Origin of the sequence: Polynucleobacter campilacus (genome assembly GCF_002206625.1) — a bacterium.
Taxonomy (GTDB): Bacteria; Pseudomonadota; Gammaproteobacteria; order Burkholderiales; family Burkholderiaceae; genus Polynucleobacter; species Polynucleobacter campilacus.
Genome location: NZ_NGUP01000005.1, coordinates 34180 through 51455 on the forward strand (window position 1 = coordinate 34180; position 17276 = coordinate 51455).

The window sequence follows — 17276 nt, forward strand, 5'->3', positions numbered from 1 at the left end:
CCTCACCCCCAAAGCCCAATGTTCCTCATAGACCTCATTCACAGCGCTGACCTTCCTAGCTTTGCTACCCTGTTTAGTGAAATCAATACCGATATGGGCAATGGACAGATCTGGTTTGTCTTGCTGTTGGCGTGCTTCATGTTGACGCTTCACGGCATGATTGTTTTATCAATTGCAGGTACGTTTCATTGGTTGGATCAAAAACTCGAAAATAGACGAATCTATGGCGGCAATTTCGTATCCTATTTCATCGCAATCTTGCTGATTATTGCCGTCCATTTCGCTGAAATTATTGCTTGGGCGTATATCTGCGTGGCATTGAAGGTATTCCCTACCAATCCGCAAACTTTCTACTTTGCCGGTGAAATGTACACAACGGTTGGATATGGCAATTACACCTTAACCGAGCACTGGAGAGTTTTACCGATCATTATTTCCTTTACCGGGATCTTCGCCGTATCCATGTCCGGAGCTGCTTTGTATTCAATGATGGTGAACTTACTAGGCCATTCCAAACAAAGCCCTAAATCAGGATCAGGCTTTTAGGGCTTAGTTCCCGCTGGTATAGGGCTCTTTTGTTTGAATACCAACTCGAGCACCCTACCATTGGCTTCCTGAGACCGAATTCTCCCTGGCAGCCAATCTAGGTCTTTGGCTAGCCAAATATCTACTTGACGCTTAAATGGATCTTTTTCGCGCTGCATTAAGGCATAACGACGGTTAACTGACTTTCCCAATGAGGGAATATCTTCAGAAACTGCCTCTCCGTAACTCTTAAAGTTCCACATTTCTAGAGTGTTGTAATCAACTACTGGCAAAGATCGAATGCTGCCTGCCTCATCGATCTTGCTATCGCCGTTGAGCAAAGAGGCAAACTGAAACATCAAACTAAATCGGTCTTGCGTGCCCGGAAGAAGATCTGGAGTGAATTCTGGTTTTTCTGAGAAGTACATCTTCCCTCCCCCATTTGCATCCCTATCAAAGCGAGAATAACGAGGCGGCTTAGTACCGCGTTGAGTCCAGTAGATGGATGGTGCAATGCCGTATGCATCGACAGTTCCTCTGGATTCAAATACAAAAGGACCAACAAAAGCAAATGGGATATTGATGTAAAGGCGATAGTTATTGCCATCAACAATCCAATCAATTTCCCCCGTCTGATACTGCTGTCCATCGACATAGGCATCGTAATAAATAATTCCTGACTCTGGGAGCTTGAAAGCAATCCCCTGTTGATTAATGGCCCCACCCTGCTCGCCACCGCTCGCAAGACTCTTGGAGTCTTCGACTGCATTGGTGGTTGTCTCTTTATTTACTTTCTTTGTAGGCGCCTTAGCCATCTGAATTTTCTTTGGCGGCTCAACTTTTAGCTCTGTCCTAATAATGAGATCATCCGCAATCTCTGGCGGTGAATTAAAAGATAGAAAAGGAATGCCAAAAAATAAAATAAAATGGCCAATCAAAGACAGGGCCAATGCAATGAGAATAATCCGCAAAGGTTTTGCGTGAATCAAGTTAATACTTTGAGAGTGCTTAAATTGCTCTAGCTCCAAACTCAGAGAGCACTCTCGAGTAAACGACTGTTCTTAGGCAAATTGGCGGCCAGGAAGTCCATCTGGTCTGCCAGAATATTTCTTCCCTTCAGAATCATATCTTCGTACAGGCTTGGTAGATAAGGGGTATACAACAAACCCATGCCGGCCTGTTCAGGGGTGCGATTACCCTTGCGTTGATTGCAGGGCCTACAAGAAATAACTAGATTCATCCAGGAGTACTTACCACCACGACTATTTGGGATGATGTGCTCGGCCTCGGCGTGATTTTCGTGAATAGTGTCACCGCAATAAGCACACAGACCTCGATCACGCTTAAAAAGTTTGTGTTTTGTAATCACTGGTGCAACGTCAAATAAATTAATCTTTGCACTACCTTTGATAGCAATGATCGAATGAAGTTCGATAACGGATTGCAAGCCACTAGCCCTAGAAATGCCACCACGCATTTTCATAATGGGGTCACCTAGCGTCCACAAAACACTGTTATCAGCGTATTGCTTGGTTGCTTCCTCTGCGTTAACCCAACCCTGGGGAATTCCACCAGCGTCTAGTTTTAAGATGCTCAGCACAAACTCTCCTTTCTTGACCTAGGCAAAGCCATCGATCTATAGACTTATCTTACAGAAGAAATTTGCGTCAATCAATCATCAGGGGGATATAAACTCCAAGACCCTTGGAAGATGGTCTGCATACTCGGCGATTCCATGGTCACTGCCTTCAAGGATAAGCTGATGAGCGCCTTGGTAGAAGTCACTCATTTCTCTCCAATCTAGCAATTCATCTCCTTTTGCGGCAATTAAAAAGTAGCGCTTAGGATCAGAAATTCTCTCAACCTGTAGGCTCTTGAGTTCTTCGATATATTCGGGCCGAAAATCAAAGGGTTCATTGCTGTCATAGGATGTCATCATCCCCACATGGGGGGCAAGCTCTCTAGCTGCGCGCACTGCCGGATTTAAGGCAACTGCCTTGCAGCTATATTTTTCTGCCAGATAGTTGGCATAAAATCCACCAAGCGATGATCCGATAACAACAATGCGATCAGTCTTAGATTGGTCTATACAGGCCGTTACCATCGCCATGCTTTCTTTGGGTGATGCTAACAACTGCGGGCAATACCAATCGAAGGTATGAGCCGCAGTTGATAAGGTTTTGACTGCCTCACCTGTCATCACCGCCTTACTAGATCTTGGCGAAGATCGAAAACCATGCAAATACACTAATAGGGTTGATGACATATATAGAGATATAGAGCTTAGGCTTTTTGACCCACCTCAAAGTTCGCTAGCTTTTCTAATGCTTTGACCATTGCCGAATGATCCCAGGCTTTACCACCATGTGCAGCGCATGAGTTAAACAATTCTTGGGCAGTAGCTGTATTCGGAAGTGAGACGCCCAGGGCTCGAGCACTATTGAGCGCAAGGTTTAAATCCTTTTGATGCAATTCAATCCTAAAGCCAGGATCAAATGTGCGCTTAACCATGCGCTCTCCATGCACTTCAAGAATTTTGGAGCTGGCAAAACCGCCCATCAGTGCCAGGCGAACCTTAGCAGGATCTGCACCCGCTTTAGATGCAAATACAAGGGCCTCTGCTACAGCTTCAATATTCAAAGCAACAATAATCTGGTTCGCAACTTTGGCAGTTTGGCCGTCACCATTGCCGCCAACCAAGTTAATGTTCTTGCCCATCAGATCCAGCACAGGTTTTATTTTATTAAATACAGCCTCATCACCGCCGACCATAATCGAGAGCGTGGCGTTTTTAGCGCCAACTTCGCCGCCAGAGACAGGTGCATCAAGATAATCACAACCCAAGGCATTTATTTTCTTGGCATATTCTTTAGTGGCGATTGGTGAAATAGAGCTCATATCAACCACAACCTTGCCCTTGGATAAACCAGCCGCAACCCCTTTATCACCAAATAACACTTTTTCAACATCTGGTGTGTCTGGAACCATAGCGAAAATAATGTCTGCTTTTTGGGCAACTTCGCTTGGGCTTGCGCATTGAATAGCTGCTGAGGAGGCTAACTCTTGAGGAACTTTGCTTCTGGTAGAGATGAATACCTCATGACCTGCTTTAACCAGTTGGCCTGCCATAGGAGCACCCATAATTCCAAGACCAACAAAACCTAATTTTAATTTCGCACTCATTTTCTTTTCCTTTTGTATTTGTTTCGATTTATTTTAAGAATTTAACTTTTGTATCCAACCTAGACCTGCTTCAGTAGTAGTTGCGGGCTTGTATTCACAACCAATCCATCCTGAATATCCGATCCGGTCTAGGAATTTGAATAGATGTACATAATTAATTTCGCCTGTACCAGGTTCGTTGCGACCAGGATTATCGGCTAATTGAATATGTCCAATCTTGGCAAGATTCTTTTCCATTGTGTTGCAAAGTTCACCCTCCATACGCTGGGCATGATAGATGTCGTATTGCACGAAAAGATTATCGGCAGCAACCTCCTTGAGAATATCAAGCGCCTGCTGGGTTGTGCTTAAAAAGAATCCAGGAATATCAAAAGTATTGATTGGTTCAATCAGCAGCCTTAGATTAGCCTTTTTTAATTCAGCTGATGCGTATTTAAGGTTCGACACGAAGGTATCATGTAATAACTTGCTGTCTACTCCAGCAGGAGCTTTGCCTGCTAGACAATTGAGCTGTGGAACGCCTAAGACCTTGGCGTATTCGATTGCTTTAGTAACGCCCTCACGAAATTCTGCTACTCGATCCGGGTGACAAGCAATTCCCCGCTCTCCAGCATCCCAATCTCCAGCAGGTAAGTTATGAAGGACTAGCTTTAAGCCATGTTGATCTAACTTATTTTTAATTTCAGAAGCCGCAAATGGATAAGGGAAGAGAAACTCAACTGCCTTAAATCCAGACTTGTGGGCTTTCTCAAAGCGATCTAAGAATGGCGTCTCTGTAAAAAGCATTGTTAAATTTGCGGCAAATTGAGGCATTTCATACCCTCCTTAGGGTTTTAGAATCAAACAGTGATCTTATCAAAAATGAAGATTCCAGTCTTAACCGCCATTTAGCGCCTTAGAAGGCATATAAACGCTAAAAGTGAGCTAGTATCCAGATATGAGGCGCTTATTTACAAGGAAAATAATGAATATCAAATCTACAATCATTTCACTATCAATCGCAGCTGTATTAGCCTTGCCTACTTTGGTGATGGCCCAAGCAAAGCCTGCCGATTCTGCTGCTAAGCCAATGGTGATCGACGCTGCTGTAGTCGATAACCGTTACCAACTATATGAAGGCACCATAGTTGCCATTGATAAGAAGACGCGTACGATTACCTTCAAGAATAAAGAAGGCGAATCTAAATTTGTTGCTGGCCCAGAAATTGCCAATTTTGATCAGATCAAAAAAGGCGACCAAGTCAACGTTACCTATGAATTAGCTGTTGCAATCGAGCTGATTAAAACCAAGAGCGATGGTATTCGTAGCAAAGTAGAGACTAATACGGTTACCGATTCCAAGCCGAATGAAAAGCCATCTGAAGTCATTGCCAATAAGACAACCATCATTGCCGATATCGTTGCAGTGGATCGCGACAAGAAGCTAGTCTCGGTAAAGGGCCCCAGTGGCAAGATTACAACTGTCACTGTTAAAAATCCAGCCCTCTTGGCGGATGTCAAAGTTGGCGAACAAGTGAAAGTGATTTATTACGATGCAATGGCTGCATCTATCACTTCACCTAAAAAGAAGTAAAAAGAAAATTAGTTATTCAGGTTTGAGGGGGGTATTTTTCAAGAGATCTCGTATTTTGCTGTCCCCTTCAACCATCAGCTTGAAACGAGATTCACTCACCAAAATAGCCACCTTTGCATTGTATTGTTCGCGACGTAACCACTCAACTAAAAAACATATAAGCGCGGTATAGGTGGCATAAACAAACAATATTGTTATGTCTCGGGTATCAATAACGGTAAACTCGCCAAAAGGTGCCATAAAGAAATACGAAATCAAGGGGATACTTAACGCGACGGTTAGTAACGCTGGACCAGTCCCGAAGAAGAAGGCAATCACAATCGTATTAATCTGGAAGAAAAATAGCGGAAGCGCCTCTTCAACTTGCGGCTGAAGGCTAAAGCGAATGCAAAAAGCGAAAAATACACCCACACAGGCATTTAGATAGCCTTTTGCCTTATTGGGGCACCACCGATAAGCATTAAGATTATGTTTCATGATTTCCTTGGGCGGTGTATGCTTTGCAGCATCACTATATTAGAGACAGTGTAAGACATGCCATCTAGAAATGAAATAGGCGCCCCAAAGGACAGTATCACCATTCTACTTCCGGGTTTAAATGGCGGCGGTCTCGAATTGGGTCAACTCCCTAGCTTTCTGAATTCAAACGGTTTTGATACTGTCTTGCCTGAAATTAAGGGCTATCTTTTTGGCAGCCCAGCAGATGACTATGAAAATTGGATTAGCCAAATTCACAATTGCATAGATGAACTCAAGAATCAATATAAAACTATTAATCTGGCAGGCATCAGTATGGGCTCAACTCTAGCCTTAGCAGTTGCAACGCAAAGAGTTGATATTGCATCCATCGCCCTGCTTTCACCAGTATTGCGCTATGACGGTTGGTCGGTGCCCTGGTATCGTTTTCTATTAGATATCGCCTATAACCTTGGGATTCGCGATTGGGAGTACTCTGAGCGAGAGCCATTTGGAATTAAAAACCCTGATTTACGACGCCGAGTTCGGGATAAATTTAAGTCTCATGAATTGTCTGAGGTAGGAGCCCCGCTAATCACTGCAAGGCATTTACACGAAGCCAAGGGACTCATGTCGTACACGACAAAAAATCTCGATATGATCACCTCTAGATTGCTGCTCATTCAGTCTGTTGAGGACGATACATGCTCGATCTGGTCTGCAGAAAAGATATTGGCCAATGTTAAGTCGGATCTTCGAAGAACCATTTGGTTAGGAAATAGCTATCACATTATCACTATCGATAACGAGCGAGAGATTGTGTTAAACGAAGCCTTGCGTTTCTTTGCGCGAGCAGCTGGCGACAATCGTGGCGCAGATAATTACTACTCAGATATGAGTCCTAAAGCACTGCGTACTAGAGCTCTTTAATTTAAGGTAGAAATAAAAAAAGCCCCCTTCTGCAGGGGGCTTTTAGTTGTCTTGGCGGAACGGACGGGACTCGAACCCGCGACCCTCGGCGTGACAGGCCGATATTCTAACCAACTGAACTACCGCTCCAAAATACATCGAGAAAAACATCACACTACATTTTACTGCCACCAGAATTCTGGCGTCCCCAGGGGGATTCGAACCCCCGTACTCACCGTGAAAGGGTGATGTCCTAGGCCTCTAGACGATGGGGACCTGGACTACTACTAATTACTGCAATTTTGAATGTTTGGTGGAGATAAGCGGGATCGAACCGCTGACCTCTTGCATGCCATGCAAGCGCTCTCCCAGCTGAGCTATACCCCCGAAATCCCACAATAAACCTGCAAGACACTCAAAACAATCCAAGATTTTAGCCTATTTTTGTGCAACTGCGCAAATTGCCTACTAGACTACCTTGGAGAGCCGTTTGAGAGCTTCTTCCCGGCCCAATACTACCAGTACAGAATCGATCGCTGGGGTTTGAGTGGTTGCGAATAATGCGTAACGAACAGGCATCGCAAGAGCGGGCATTTTGAGTTGATGTTTAGCTAAGACTTGTTTAAATGCGGCGCCATAAGCTTCCTTTGTCGGTTCCGAATTCTTAATAGCCTCAATCAAATCTTTCAATACAGGAACAATAGACGCTGGAATATTTGTAGCAATCTCATCTTCACTATGGACTGGTGCTGGCAAATAAAAGAGCTTAGCCCCTTCTGCAATTTCAATCAATGTGTTGGCGCGATCTTTTAATAGGCCTACGACTTGAGTAAAGTCTGGGCCATTCTCGGTGTCAATCCCAATTTGATGTGCGAAGGGTTTAGTCGCCTGCGCTAATTTGGCTGGGTCTGCATTCTGAATATATTGATGATTAAGCCACAGTAGTTTCTCTGGATTATGTTGTGCAGGCGAGCGACCTAGGTTAGCCAAATCAAACCAAGCTACAAACTGTTCCTTGGTGAAGATCTCGGCATCACCATGAGACCATCCTAAGCGCGCCAAGTAATTCAGTATCGCTTCCGGTAGGTAACCTGCTTTTTGGTAATCGCGCACGCTCATGGCGCCATTACGTTTACTCATTTTCTCGCCAGAGTCATTTAGGACTGTGGGAAGGTGCGCATAGATAGGTGGATTGCCACCTAGAGCCCTCATGATATTAATTTGACGAGGTGTATTGTTTACATGATCATCACCACGAATGACATGGGTGATTTTCATATCCAAGTCATCTACCACCACGCAGAAGTTATAAGTTGGCGTGCCATCTGGACGAGCAATGACCAGATCATCAAGCTCATCGTTGCTTATTTCAATCTTCCCTTTGACAGCATCGTCCCAAATCACTGATCCACCAATGGGATTTTTAAAGCGAATTACTGGCTGAATATCCTTTGGAACTGCTGGCAGGGTTTTTCCAGGCTCAGGTCTCCATAAGCCGTTATAGCGCGGCTTTTCTTTATTGGCCATTTGTTGATCACGAAGTTTGTTCAATTCTTCTTCGCTCATATAGCAAGGGTACGCAAGACCTGCATCCAACATTTGTTTGACAACCTCACGATAGCGATCAATACGCTGCATCTGATAGATTGGGCCCTCATCTAAATCGAGTCCTAGCCAGGCCATCCCCTCGATGATCACCTCTACAGCTTCTTGCGAAGAGCGCTCAAGATCCGTGTCTTCAATGCGCAGAATGAAGTCGCCTTGATTATGGCGTGCAAAAGCCCATGGATATAAAGCACTGCGGAGATTGCCTAGATGAATGAAGCCTGTGGGGCTAGGGGCGAAACGTGTACGAATATGCATGGATCAGATTATCTCAGGTCAGATGAATTGGCGGCAAAATTCAAAAACGAGGATACTTTGCCTTATGAATGAATTACTAGTATTTGTCTGTGATGGAGCCCCTGTTCGCGGGGAAATTGTCTCCATTAGCACTGCTTGGCAGGCTGTTTTAGAGCGTCGCAATGATCCACCTGCCGTCCGCCGTATTTTGGGGGATTTTGTTGGCGCCGCCACTCTTTTATGCGCAAGCTTGAAGTTTGATGGCACCTTGATGATTCAAGCCCAAAGCAAAGGCCCCATTGCGCTTTTAGTCGTTGAATGCAAGTCAGATTTATCCATGAGAGCTACCGTTAAGCTCTCGGTAGATCCATCAGAAATCGCCCCCAATGCCAGCCTTGGTGAGCTCTTAGATGCCACAGGCTCTGGAAGGCTGGTCATTACACTAGATCCTTCAGAGCGTGAACCTGGTCAATCACCCTATCAAGGTATTGTTGCCCTCCAAGAGCAACATGGCAGCACTATCAAACCCGTTTCTAGTGCTGCAGAGGCCATTGGTCTCTACATGCAAAAATCTGAGCAATTAGATACGCGGATATGGTTAGCCTCAAGTGACACCCATATTGGCGGCCTCTTATTGCAACGTATGCCTGATTCGGGCGGCCATGCACACCTTGACCCGCAAAATGCGGCCGAAGGATGGACTCGTATCCAGACATTAGGCGAGACCATTACCGACGATGAGCTCCTTACCCTTCCCCCAGAAACAATCCTCAGGCGCCTATTTCTAGAAGAGTCTACCGAGAATGGTGTGCGCAGCTTCCCGCCACGTCAAATCCGCTTTTCTTGTCGTTGTTCGCGTAATAAAGTGGCAGATGTTTTACGAATGCTCGGCGAAGAAGAGGTTCAGGGAATATTGGCTGAACAAGGGGTGGTCGAGACCATCTGTGAGTTCTGCGCTAAGCCCTACCGATTCGACGCTGTAGATTGTTTGCAGGTTTTTAAAACCGATTTATTGAGTGATGCCACCAGGCCGCCATCTAGCGGTCATTAATCTTTAATGCTGAGCCTTATTACTTAGTAGCCTGTGCTTTGATTCCATCAACCGCAGGTGCTGCGCTAGCTTTATCAACTGGCAAGATCTGCACAAAAAATTCACCTTCTTTAATCAAGCCATGTTCAGCTCTGGCGCGTTCTTCGATCGCACGTGTACCATCTTTTAAGTCTTTCACATCACCAGCTAACTTGGCATTGCGAAGAGCTAAAAGACTATTTTTAGCCTCTTGTAGCTCTACTTGTTTTTCCATTTCATAAACCTTTAGCCATCCACCCTTTCCCAGCCAAAGCGGATACTGGATTGCAATAAGCAATAACAGCATGGAGTAGATGACTATCCGCATAACAAACCGATTTTGAGAGGTTTAGCGTTTTAAATTATAAAAAACGGATTTTCCTGGATAGGTCGCAACATCACCTAAATCTTCTTCAATGCGTAATAGCTGGTTGTATTTAGCGATACGATCAGAGCGCGACAAAGAGCCTGTCTTAATCTGTCCAGCATTTGTGCCTACTGCAATATCAGCGATAGTGCTATCTTCAGTTTCACCAGAGCGATGGGAGATCACTGCAGTGTAGTTGGCGCGCTTCGCCATTTCAATAGCAGCAAAGGTTTCTGTCAGGGTGCCAATCTGGTTAATCTTGATCAAAATTGAGTTGGCAACACCCTTCTCAATACCTTCTTTGAGAATGCGAGTGTTAGTTACAAATAAATCATCGCCAACTAATTGAATCTTTTTGCCTAGTTTATTGGTGATATCAGCCCAACCATCCCAATCACTCTCGTGCATCCCATCCTCAATCGACACAATGGGGAACTGATCGGCTAAATTACCGAGGTAGTCTGAGAACTCGCTGGAGGTCAATTGCAGGCCTTCTCCTGAAAGATGGTATTTGCCATCTTTGTAGAACTCGCTCGCAGCACAATCTAATGCTAACAACACATCTTCACCAGCCTGGTAACCGGCACCCTCAATCGCTTTCATGATGGTTTGCAAGCACTCCTGATTACTCTTGAAGTTCGGCGCAAAGCCACCCTCGTCACCAACAGTTGTCGGCATACCTTGAGCACCAAGGATTTTTTTCAGTTCATGGAAGATTTCAGCGCCGCAACGCAGCGCATCGCGGAAATTTTCTGCGCCCACAGGCATCACCATGAACTCTTGGATATCTAAGCTATTGTTGGCATGTGCCCCACCATTCACGATATTCATCATGGGTACAGGTAATTGCATGCCGCCTGAACCACCAAAATAACGATACAAAGGTAAGCCGGCCTCTTCGGCTGCTGCTCTGGCAACGGCCATCGAAACAGCCAAGGTTGCATTAGCGCCCAAGCGAGCCTTGTTATGAGTGCCATCCAAATCGTTTAGAGTCCGATCTAAAAAAGCCTGCTCAGTAGCATCCAAGCCAAGAATAGTTTCTGCGATCTCAACATTAATGTTTTGAACTGCATTGAGAACGCCCTTGCCGAGATAACGAGACTTATCGCCATCGCGTAACTCAATCGCTTCGCGTGAGCCTGTAGAAGCGCCAGAAGGTACTGCTGCACGTCCCATGACGCCTGACTCAAGCAATACATCACACTCTACCGTGGGGTTGCCGCGTGAATCTAAAATTTCTCTACCGATAATGTCAACAATGGCGCTCATGCACCTTCTCCTTAAAGCAATACAAAATGGGAATTAATCAATTCGCTACAAATTTATTTGAAGCTATTTTCTAAAAATGGACCGCTAGATTTCACTACTGTATCAATTGCAACAAGCGATTCCAGCAACTCTTTCATCCGATGCAAGGGTACTGCATTAGGTCCATCAGATAGGGCTTTGGATGGATCTGGATGGGTTTCCATAAACAGGCCGCTAATACCTACCGCGACTGCCGCACGCGCTAATACCGGTACGAACTCTCTCTGACCACCACTGGCTGTACCTTGACCACCAGGTAATTGTACAGAATGGGTAACATCAAATACTACAGGTGCATTTGCTTCGCGCAAAATGGCAAGGCTTCGCATATCAGAAACCAGATTGTTATAACCAAATGAAGCGCCGCGCTCACAAACCATAAATTGATCTGGAAGATTTACTTCTTTAGCAGCCGCTCTAGCCTTCTCAATGACGTTAAGCATCTCATGCGGGGAAAGGAACTGCCCTTTTTTGAAATTGACTGGCTTACCGCTTTGAGCACACGCTCTAATGAAATCCGTTTGTCTGCATAAAAAGGCTGGTGTTTGAATTACATCAACTACCTGAGAAACTGCCTCGATCTCGCTAATGTCATGGACATCAGTCAGAATCGGTACGCCCACTTGTTTCTTTACTTTAGCCAATATCTCTAAACCCTTTTCCATTCCTAAACCACGGAATGAATTTCCAGAAGAGCGATTTGCTTTATCAAATGAAGATTTATAGATAAACGGAATATGTAGGGCGCTGGTGATTTCTTTTAAATGGCCAGCAACATCGATCGCGGACTGCTCAGATTCAATAACGCATGTCCCAGCAATCAAGAAGAAGCGTTGATCTAGGCCAACATCGAAACCACATAACTGAAATGAGCTCATCAGTTCCTCTTAAGCAACTTGTTTTAATGCAGCGTCTTGATGGACCAGCGCTGCACCAATAAATGCTGAGAATAATGGGTGGCCATCACGAGGTGTAGAGGTAAATTCTGGATGGAACTGCACGCCAAAAAACCAAGGATGTATTGACTCTGGTAATTCCATCATCTCAGGTAAAGACTCATTTGGCGTTCTGGCTGAAATAATCAAGCCAGACTTCTCGAGTTTTGGAACATAAATATTGTTTACTTCATAACGATGGCGATGGCGCTCATTTACTTCAGAGCCATAAATGCGATGAGCCAAAGTTCCAACTTTCACTGGGCAGCGTTGGGATCCTAAACGCATGGTGCCACCTAGGTCAGAATCATTGCTACGCTTCTCTACTCGCCCTTCTCTATCCATCCACTCTGTGATGAGAGCGACTACCGGGTTTTCGGCTTGTGGATCAAATTCAGTGCTGTTGGCATTGGCAATATTAGCGACATGGCGCGCAAACTCAATCACTGCCAACTGCATACCTAGGCAGATTCCAAGGTACGGGATATTGTTTTCGCGGGCATAACGAATAGCAGAAATCTTACCTTCAGTACCACGCTTACCAAAGCCACCGGGAACCAAGATGGCATCTAATTTTTTCAAGCAATCAATGCCATCTTTTTCAATGACTTCTGAATCGATGTAATTAATATTGACCTTGGTATGAGCATGAATGCCGGCATGGCGTAAGGCTTCAATTAAAGATTTATAGGATTCAGTCAGCTCAACATATTTGCCAACCATGCCAATAGTAACCTCATGCTGCGGATTAGCCATCTCATAAACTAAGTTTGCCCAAACAGAAAGATCGGCTGGTTTGGCTTTGATGTCTAATTCACGGCAAATTAGATCGTCCATACCTTGTGCATGGAGCATCTCGGGAATCTTATAGATCGTGTCGACATCCCAAACAGATATCACAGCTTCTTCACGCACATTGGAGAACAGAGAAATCTTAGCTCGCTCATCTTCTGGAATGGGACGATCAGCACGGCATAGCAAAACGGTTGGCATGATACCGATCTCGCGCAACTTCTGAACAGAGTGTTGTGTTGGCTTTGTTTTGAGCTCACCAGCGCTATGAATATAAGGCACCAGAGTCAAGTGAACAAAGGCGCAGCTGTGTAATGGAAGGCGCAGACTCATCTGCCTTGCAGCCTCGAGAAATGGTAGCGACTCAATGTCACCAACGGTGCCGCCGATCTCACAAATCGCAATATCTGCATTGCCATCATGACTTGCTTTGGCACCACGCTCTACAAATGCTTGAATTTCATTGGTAATGTGTGGAATGACTTGAACTGTCTTTCCTAGGTATTCACCGCGACGTTCTTTACTGATGACAGATTCATAAATCTGGCCAGTTGTGAAGTTATTACTCTTACGCATCTTTGCTGATACGAAGCGTTCGTAGTGACCAAGATCTAGATCTGTTTCAGCGCCATCTTCAGTGACGAAAACTTCACCATGTTGGAGTGGGCTCATCGTGCCCGGGTCAACGTTGATGTAAGGATCTAATTTTAGGAGGGTGACTTTCAGGCCGCGGGATTCGAGAATCGCGGCAAGCGAGGCAGCTGCGATTCCTTTCCCTAAAGAAGAAACCACACCACCAGTGACAAAAACGTATTTGGTCATCGCTTAAGCTCTGTTGGAAAAAGTAATTATAACGATAGAGACTGAGGATTACGGAAACTAAAAGGGGGTAATATTGCCTAAATAGATGAAAAATACGCTACTAAACTACTTATTTATAGCGATCATGCTGTTTCTTGGGGTCGTTAATGCAAAGGCGCAGACTAATGACTCAATTATGGGATTTTGGAAGACATATGATGATCAGACGAATCAACCTGCCGCTATCGTCCAAATTTCAGAAAAAAACGGCCTTTTTTCAGGCGTGGTTACGAAGTTACTTGATCCTAGCGCTCTTCCAACCTGTGAGAAATGCACTGATGCCCGCAAAGGTAAGCCAGTTGTTGGCATGGAAATACTGACCGGATTGAAAAAGAATGCTGATTCATACGCTGGCGGCCAAATACTGGACCCCGATGATGGAGAAATCTATCGCGCAACAGTCAGGTTGATAGATCAAGGAAATAAGCTAGATTTACGTGCCTACATCGGTATTCCATTGTTAGGTAGATCACAGACCTGGATTAGAGAGAGGTAGGACTCATGCGACTTTTGTTTGCAGTGCTTATTACCATTCTGTCCCTGTTCTATTTTTTGCCCTTTGCGATCGCTTTTCATCGAAAAAGGGCTAATACCGGGGCTATTTTTGCCCTTAACCTCTTTTTGGGGTGGTCCTTGATTGGATGGGTTGTGGCGCTGGTTTGGGCATTAAAGGACGAGCAGATCATCTAATTTTGGGAAAAGACCCTCTTTTAGGGCTAAATTTCATCCTAATTGCCCAAATGAGTTGAAATTAAGGGAATTTAAACTCTTATATAAGACTTAAATAAGTAACTATAATGTGTCTATTCGGGAGAAAATTCCCGTTTAGTCTTTCTATAGAAATCACTTACCTCTTAGGAAACACCATGTTAGAAGCCTACAACGCCACAGTTGCTGAACGTGCAGCCCTTGGAATACCAGCCCTACCGCTAACCAAGGATCAGACTGCTGAGCTGGTTAAGTTGTTAAAAAATCCACCGGCAGGTAAAGAGGCTGAGCTTATGGAGCTGATTACGCATCGCGTACCTGCTGGCGTTGATGAGGCTGCAAAAGTAAAAGCAGAATTTTTAGACGCTGTTGCAAAAGGCACAGAAAAATCACCCTTGATTTCTCGTGTGAAGGCGACTGAACTTTTAGGTAGCATGCTCGGTGGCTACAACATTAAACCTTTGGTTGAATTATTAAGTGATGCTGAATGCGCCACTGTGGCTGCGCAAGCTCTCAAGAAAACGCTCTTGATGTTTGATTACTTCAATGATGTGCGTGAGCTTGCTGAAAAAGGTAATGTAAATGCAAAGGCTGTGATGAAAAGCTGGGCTGATGCGGACTGGTTTACTAGCCGCCCTGCTGTTCCAGAAAGCATGAAGCTCACGGTATTTAAAGTTACTGGCGAGACGAATACAGACGACCTCTCTCCAGCTCCAGATGCGTGGAGCCGTCCAGACATTCCATTGCATGCAACGATCATGCTGAAGAACCCACGTCCAGGTATCGAGCCGGATGAATCTGGTGTTCGTGGTCCAATGAAGCAAATCGCTGAGCTGCAGAAAAAAGGCAATCAGATTGCTTACGTTGGTGACGTTGTTGGCACAGGTTCATCACGTAAATCCGCTACTAATTCTGTTCTCTGGTGGACCGGTCAAGATATCCCATTTGTACCAAACAAGCGTTTTGGCGGCGTTTGTCTTGGTGGCAATATTGCTCCAATTTTCTTCAACACCATGGAAGATTCTGGTGCACTGCCAATTGAATTAGATGTCTCTCAAATGAATATGGGTGATGAGATTGAGTTACGCCCATATGAAGGCAAAGCATTTAAAAACGGTAAAGAGATTGCTGCATTTTCACTCAAGTCACCAGTGATTTTGGATGAAGTTCGTGCTGGCGGTCGTATCCCATTGATCGTCGGGCGTGGCTTAACTGCAAAAGCTCGTGCGGCATTAGGTTTACCTGCCTCAACAGAATTCCGCCTCCCAATAAGCCCGCCTGATAATAAAAAAGGTTTCAGCCTGGCTCAAAAGATGGTTGGACGCGCATGTGGTTTACCAGAGGGACAAGGTATACGTCCTGGTACCTACTGCGAACCACATATGACTACTGTTGGCTCTCAAGATACAACTGGTCCTATGACGCGTGACGAGTTAAAAGATTTGGCTTGCTTGGGCTTCTCTTCTGATTTGGTGATGCAATCTTTCTGTCACACGTCTGCATATCCAAAGCCAGTCGATATTCGTACTCAACACGAGTTGCCACCATTCATGACCAATCGTGGCGGCGTTGCATTGCGTCCAGGTGACGGTGTGATCCATAGCTGGTTAAATCGCTTGTTGTTGCCAGATACCTGCGGCACTGGTGGCGATAGCCATACTCGCTTCCCAATTGGCATTTCCTTTCCTGCTGGCTCCGGCCTAGTTGCTTTTGCAGCAGCTACCGGCGTGATGCCCTTAGATATGCCTGAGTCTGTATTGATTCGCTTTAAAGGCAAGATGCAGCCTGGTATTACATTGCGTGATTTGGTAAACGCCATTCCTTTGTATGCCATCAAAAAAGGTTTACTAACTGTTGAAAAGCAAGGCAAGAAAAATATTTTCTCTGGCCGAATCCTTGAAATTGAGGGTTTACCTGACCTTAAGGTTGAACAAGCATTTGAATTATCTGATGCTTCTGCTGAACGCTCTGCTGGTGGCTGCACTGTTCATTTGAACAAAGAGCCGATTATTGAGTACATGCAGTCCAATATCACTTTGATGAAGTGGATGATTGCGAATGGCTACGAAGACAAGCGCACCCTCGGTCGTCGTATCAAAGCTATGCAAGCTTGGATTGCAGACCCACAATTACTGCAGCCTGATGCTAATGCTGACTATGCAGAGATTATCGAAATTAATATCGATGAAATCAAAGAACCAATCCTTGCATGTCCTAACGATCCAGATGATGTGAAAGTATTATCTGAAGTTGCCGGCGACAAGATTGATGAAGTCTTTATTGGCTCTTGTATGACCAACATTGGACACTTCCGTGCAGCAGGTCAAGTCTTGCAAGGCAAGAAAGATATGCCAACTCGCTTATGGGTAGCTCCTCCAACGAAGATGGATGCCATGGTGTTGATGGAGGAAGGCTACTACGGCATGTTGGGCGCAGCTGGCGCACGCATGGAAAGCCCAGGCTGCTCATTGTGCATGGGCAATCAAGCGCAGATTCGCAAAGGATCAACAGCTGTATCAACCTCTACACGTAATTTCCCTAACCGCTTAGGTATCGATACTCGAGTGTATTTGGCTTCCGCTGAATTAGCCTCTGTAGCTGCGCTCTTGGGTCGCCTACCTACTCCGAAGGAATACCTAGAACAAGTAGAGTCGCTCAATGCAAAATCTACTGAAGTCTATCGTTACATGAGCTTTGACAAGCTGAAGTCGTTTAGTGATGTTGCAGATACTGTGACTGTCTAAGAAA

18 protein-coding genes and 3 tRNA genes are annotated in these 17276 nt (G+C 45.0%); 7 read left to right on the forward strand and 14 right to left on the reverse strand.

Going from position 1 to position 17276, the window contains the following annotated elements:
- Nucleotides 1–18 precede the first annotated feature (18 nt).
- Complete coding sequence (locus tag CBI31_RS09140) at nt 19–546, forward strand: ion channel (protein ID WP_206075487.1); 528 nt, start codon at nt 19–21, stop codon at nt 544–546.
- Here CBI31_RS09140 and CBI31_RS09145 read toward each other — a convergent pair.
- From CBI31_RS09145 to hyi, 5 genes are all read right to left on the reverse strand, one after another.
- Entirely contained in the window at nt 543–1514 is a 972-nt protein-coding gene (locus CBI31_RS09145) for a DUF3108 domain-containing protein (protein WP_240553900.1), read from the reverse strand. The genes CBI31_RS09140 and CBI31_RS09145 overlap by 4 nt on opposite strands.
- 41 nt (nt 1515–1555) lie before the next feature.
- Complete coding sequence (locus tag CBI31_RS09150) at nt 1556–2125, reverse strand: HNH endonuclease (protein WP_088526107.1); 570 nt, start codon at nt 2123–2125, stop codon at nt 1556–1558.
- Between the two features lie 78 nt (nt 2126–2203).
- A complete protein-coding gene (locus CBI31_RS09155) occupies nt 2204–2791 on the reverse strand; it encodes a YqiA/YcfP family alpha/beta fold hydrolase (protein ID WP_088526108.1) in 588 nt (195 codons plus the stop codon).
- A gap of 17 nt (nt 2792–2808) precedes the next feature.
- Nucleotides 2809–3708 (reverse strand): 2-hydroxy-3-oxopropionate reductase, encoded by a 900-nt coding sequence (gene glxR, locus CBI31_RS09160; protein ID WP_088526109.1) that lies wholly within the window; start codon nt 3706–3708, stop codon nt 2809–2811.
- A 33-nt stretch (nt 3709–3741) separates the two neighbouring features.
- Nucleotides 3742–4521, reverse strand: coding sequence for a hydroxypyruvate isomerase (hyi, locus tag CBI31_RS09165; RefSeq protein WP_088526110.1), 780 nt, complete (start codon nt 4519–4521; stop codon nt 3742–3744).
- 151 nt (nt 4522–4672) lie between these two features.
- Between hyi and CBI31_RS09170 the strand changes: the two genes are divergently transcribed.
- Nucleotides 4673–5281, forward strand: coding sequence for a DUF1344 domain-containing protein (locus CBI31_RS09170; RefSeq protein ID WP_088526111.1), 609 nt, complete (start codon nt 4673–4675; stop codon nt 5279–5281).
- A gap of 12 nt (nt 5282–5293) precedes the next feature.
- Here CBI31_RS09170 and CBI31_RS09175 read toward each other — a convergent pair whose 3' ends face one another.
- A complete protein-coding gene (locus CBI31_RS09175) occupies nt 5294–5758 on the reverse strand; it encodes a DUF4118 domain-containing protein (RefSeq protein WP_088526112.1) in 465 nt (154 codons plus the stop codon).
- A 57-nt stretch (nt 5759–5815) separates the two neighbouring features.
- Between CBI31_RS09175 and CBI31_RS09180 the strand changes: the two genes are divergently transcribed.
- Nucleotides 5816–6667, forward strand: coding sequence for an alpha/beta hydrolase (locus tag CBI31_RS09180; RefSeq protein WP_088526113.1), 852 nt, complete (start codon nt 5816–5818; stop codon nt 6665–6667).
- Nucleotides 6668–6719: 52 nt separating this feature from the next.
- On the opposite strand, the gene CBI31_RS09185 is transcribed toward CBI31_RS09180, so the two are convergent.
- From CBI31_RS09185 to gltX, 4 genes are all read right to left on the reverse strand, one after another.
- Nucleotides 6720–6796 (reverse strand) — tRNA-Asp (locus CBI31_RS09185).
- 50 nt (nt 6797–6846) lie between these two features.
- A tRNA-Glu gene (locus CBI31_RS09190) sits at nt 6847–6922 on the reverse strand.
- 35 nt (nt 6923–6957) lie between these two features.
- Nucleotides 6958–7033, reverse strand: a tRNA-Ala gene (locus tag CBI31_RS09195).
- An 81-nt stretch (nt 7034–7114) separates the two neighbouring features.
- On the reverse strand, nt 7115–8509 hold the full coding sequence (gltX, locus tag CBI31_RS09200; RefSeq protein ID WP_088526114.1) for a glutamate--tRNA ligase: 1395 nt from the start codon (nt 8507–8509) through the stop codon (nt 7115–7117).
- Nucleotides 8510–8573: 64 nt separating this feature from the next.
- Between gltX and hslO the strand changes: the two genes are divergently transcribed.
- On the forward strand, nt 8574–9539 hold the full coding sequence (gene hslO, locus CBI31_RS09205; protein WP_088526115.1) for an Hsp33 family molecular chaperone HslO: 966 nt from the start codon (nt 8574–8576) through the stop codon (nt 9537–9539).
- Between the two features lie 19 nt (nt 9540–9558).
- Here the strand turns inward: hslO and ftsB are convergent, their stop codons facing one another.
- From ftsB to CBI31_RS09225, 4 genes are read right to left on the reverse strand one after another with little or no spacing between them, the layout of a single operon-like run.
- Nucleotides 9559–9885: a cell division protein FtsB gene (gene ftsB, locus CBI31_RS09210; protein ID WP_088526116.1), complete on the reverse strand. Its 327-nt coding sequence runs from the start codon at nt 9883–9885 to the stop codon at nt 9559–9561.
- A 21-nt stretch (nt 9886–9906) separates the two neighbouring features.
- Complete coding sequence (eno, locus tag CBI31_RS09215; protein WP_088526117.1) at nt 9907–11193, reverse strand: phosphopyruvate hydratase; 1287 nt, start codon at nt 11191–11193, stop codon at nt 9907–9909.
- A 53-nt stretch (nt 11194–11246) separates the two neighbouring features.
- Nucleotides 11247–12110, reverse strand: a complete 864-nt coding sequence (kdsA, locus tag CBI31_RS09220; protein WP_088526118.1) for a 3-deoxy-8-phosphooctulonate synthase — start codon at nt 12108–12110, stop codon at nt 11247–11249.
- A gap of 9 nt (nt 12111–12119) precedes the next feature.
- Nucleotides 12120–13781 carry a CTP synthase gene (locus tag CBI31_RS09225; RefSeq protein ID WP_088526119.1) on the reverse strand — a complete coding sequence of 554 codons (1662 nt, stop codon included), beginning with the start codon at nt 13779–13781 and terminating at the stop codon, nt 12120–12122.
- Nucleotides 13782–13905: 124 nt separating this feature from the next.
- Between CBI31_RS09225 and CBI31_RS09230 the strand changes: the two genes are divergently transcribed.
- From CBI31_RS09230 to acnB, 3 genes are all read left to right on the forward strand, one after another.
- Entirely contained in the window at nt 13906–14316 is a 411-nt protein-coding gene (locus CBI31_RS09230) for a DUF2147 domain-containing protein (RefSeq protein ID WP_240553901.1), read from the forward strand.
- A gap of 5 nt (nt 14317–14321) precedes the next feature.
- Entirely contained in the window at nt 14322–14510 is a 189-nt protein-coding gene (locus tag CBI31_RS09235) for a superinfection immunity protein (protein WP_088526121.1), read from the forward strand.
- Between the two features lie 176 nt (nt 14511–14686).
- A complete protein-coding gene (gene acnB, locus CBI31_RS09240) occupies nt 14687–17272 on the forward strand; it encodes a bifunctional aconitate hydratase 2/2-methylisocitrate dehydratase (RefSeq protein WP_088526122.1) in 2586 nt (861 codons plus the stop codon).
- Nucleotides 17273–17276: the final 4 nt, after the last annotated feature.

Bases quoted from the DNA above. Each gene is read 5' to 3' on its own strand.
- acnB (WP_088526122.1), top strand. From the start codon at position 14,687: ATGTTAGAAGCCTACAACGCCACAGTTGCTGAACGTGCAGCCCTTGGA.
- CBI31_RS09230 (WP_240553901.1), top strand. From the start codon at position 13,906: ATGCTGTTTCTTGGGGTCGTTAATGCAAAGGCGCAGACTAATGACTCA.
- eno (WP_088526117.1), bottom strand. From the start codon at position 11,193: ATGAGCGCCATTGTTGACATTATCGGTAGAGAAATTTTAGATTCACGC.
- CBI31_RS09235 (WP_088526121.1), top strand. From the start codon at position 14,322: ATGCGACTTTTGTTTGCAGTGCTTATTACCATTCTGTCCCTGTTCTAT.
- hyi (WP_088526110.1), bottom strand. From the start codon at position 4,521: ATGCCTCAATTTGCCGCAAATTTAACAATGCTTTTTACAGAGACGCCA.
- kdsA (WP_088526118.1), bottom strand. From the start codon at position 12,110: ATGAGCTCATTTCAGTTATGTGGTTTCGATGTTGGCCTAGATCAACGC.
- CBI31_RS09225 (WP_088526119.1), bottom strand. From the start codon at position 13,781: ATGACCAAATACGTTTTTGTCACTGGTGGTGTGGTTTCTTCTTTAGGG.
- CBI31_RS09175 (WP_088526112.1), bottom strand. From the start codon at position 5,758: ATGAAACATAATCTTAATGCTTATCGGTGGTGCCCCAATAAGGCAAAA.
- CBI31_RS09155 (WP_088526108.1), bottom strand. From the start codon at position 2,791: ATGTCATCAACCCTATTAGTGTATTTGCATGGTTTTCGATCTTCGCCA.
- glxR (WP_088526109.1), bottom strand. From the start codon at position 3,708: ATGAGTGCGAAATTAAAATTAGGTTTTGTTGGTCTTGGAATTATGGGT.
- hslO (WP_088526115.1), top strand. From the start codon at position 8,574: ATGAATGAATTACTAGTATTTGTCTGTGATGGAGCCCCTGTTCGCGGG.
- gltX (WP_088526114.1), bottom strand. From the start codon at position 8,509: ATGCATATTCGTACACGTTTCGCCCCTAGCCCCACAGGCTTCATTCAT.
- ftsB (WP_088526116.1), bottom strand. From the start codon at position 9,885: ATGCGGATAGTCATCTACTCCATGCTGTTATTGCTTATTGCAATCCAG.
- CBI31_RS09170 (WP_088526111.1), top strand. From the start codon at position 4,673: ATGAATATCAAATCTACAATCATTTCACTATCAATCGCAGCTGTATTA.
- CBI31_RS09180 (WP_088526113.1), top strand. From the start codon at position 5,816: ATGCCATCTAGAAATGAAATAGGCGCCCCAAAGGACAGTATCACCATT.
- CBI31_RS09140 (WP_206075487.1), top strand. From the start codon at position 19: ATGTTCCTCATAGACCTCATTCACAGCGCTGACCTTCCTAGCTTTGCT.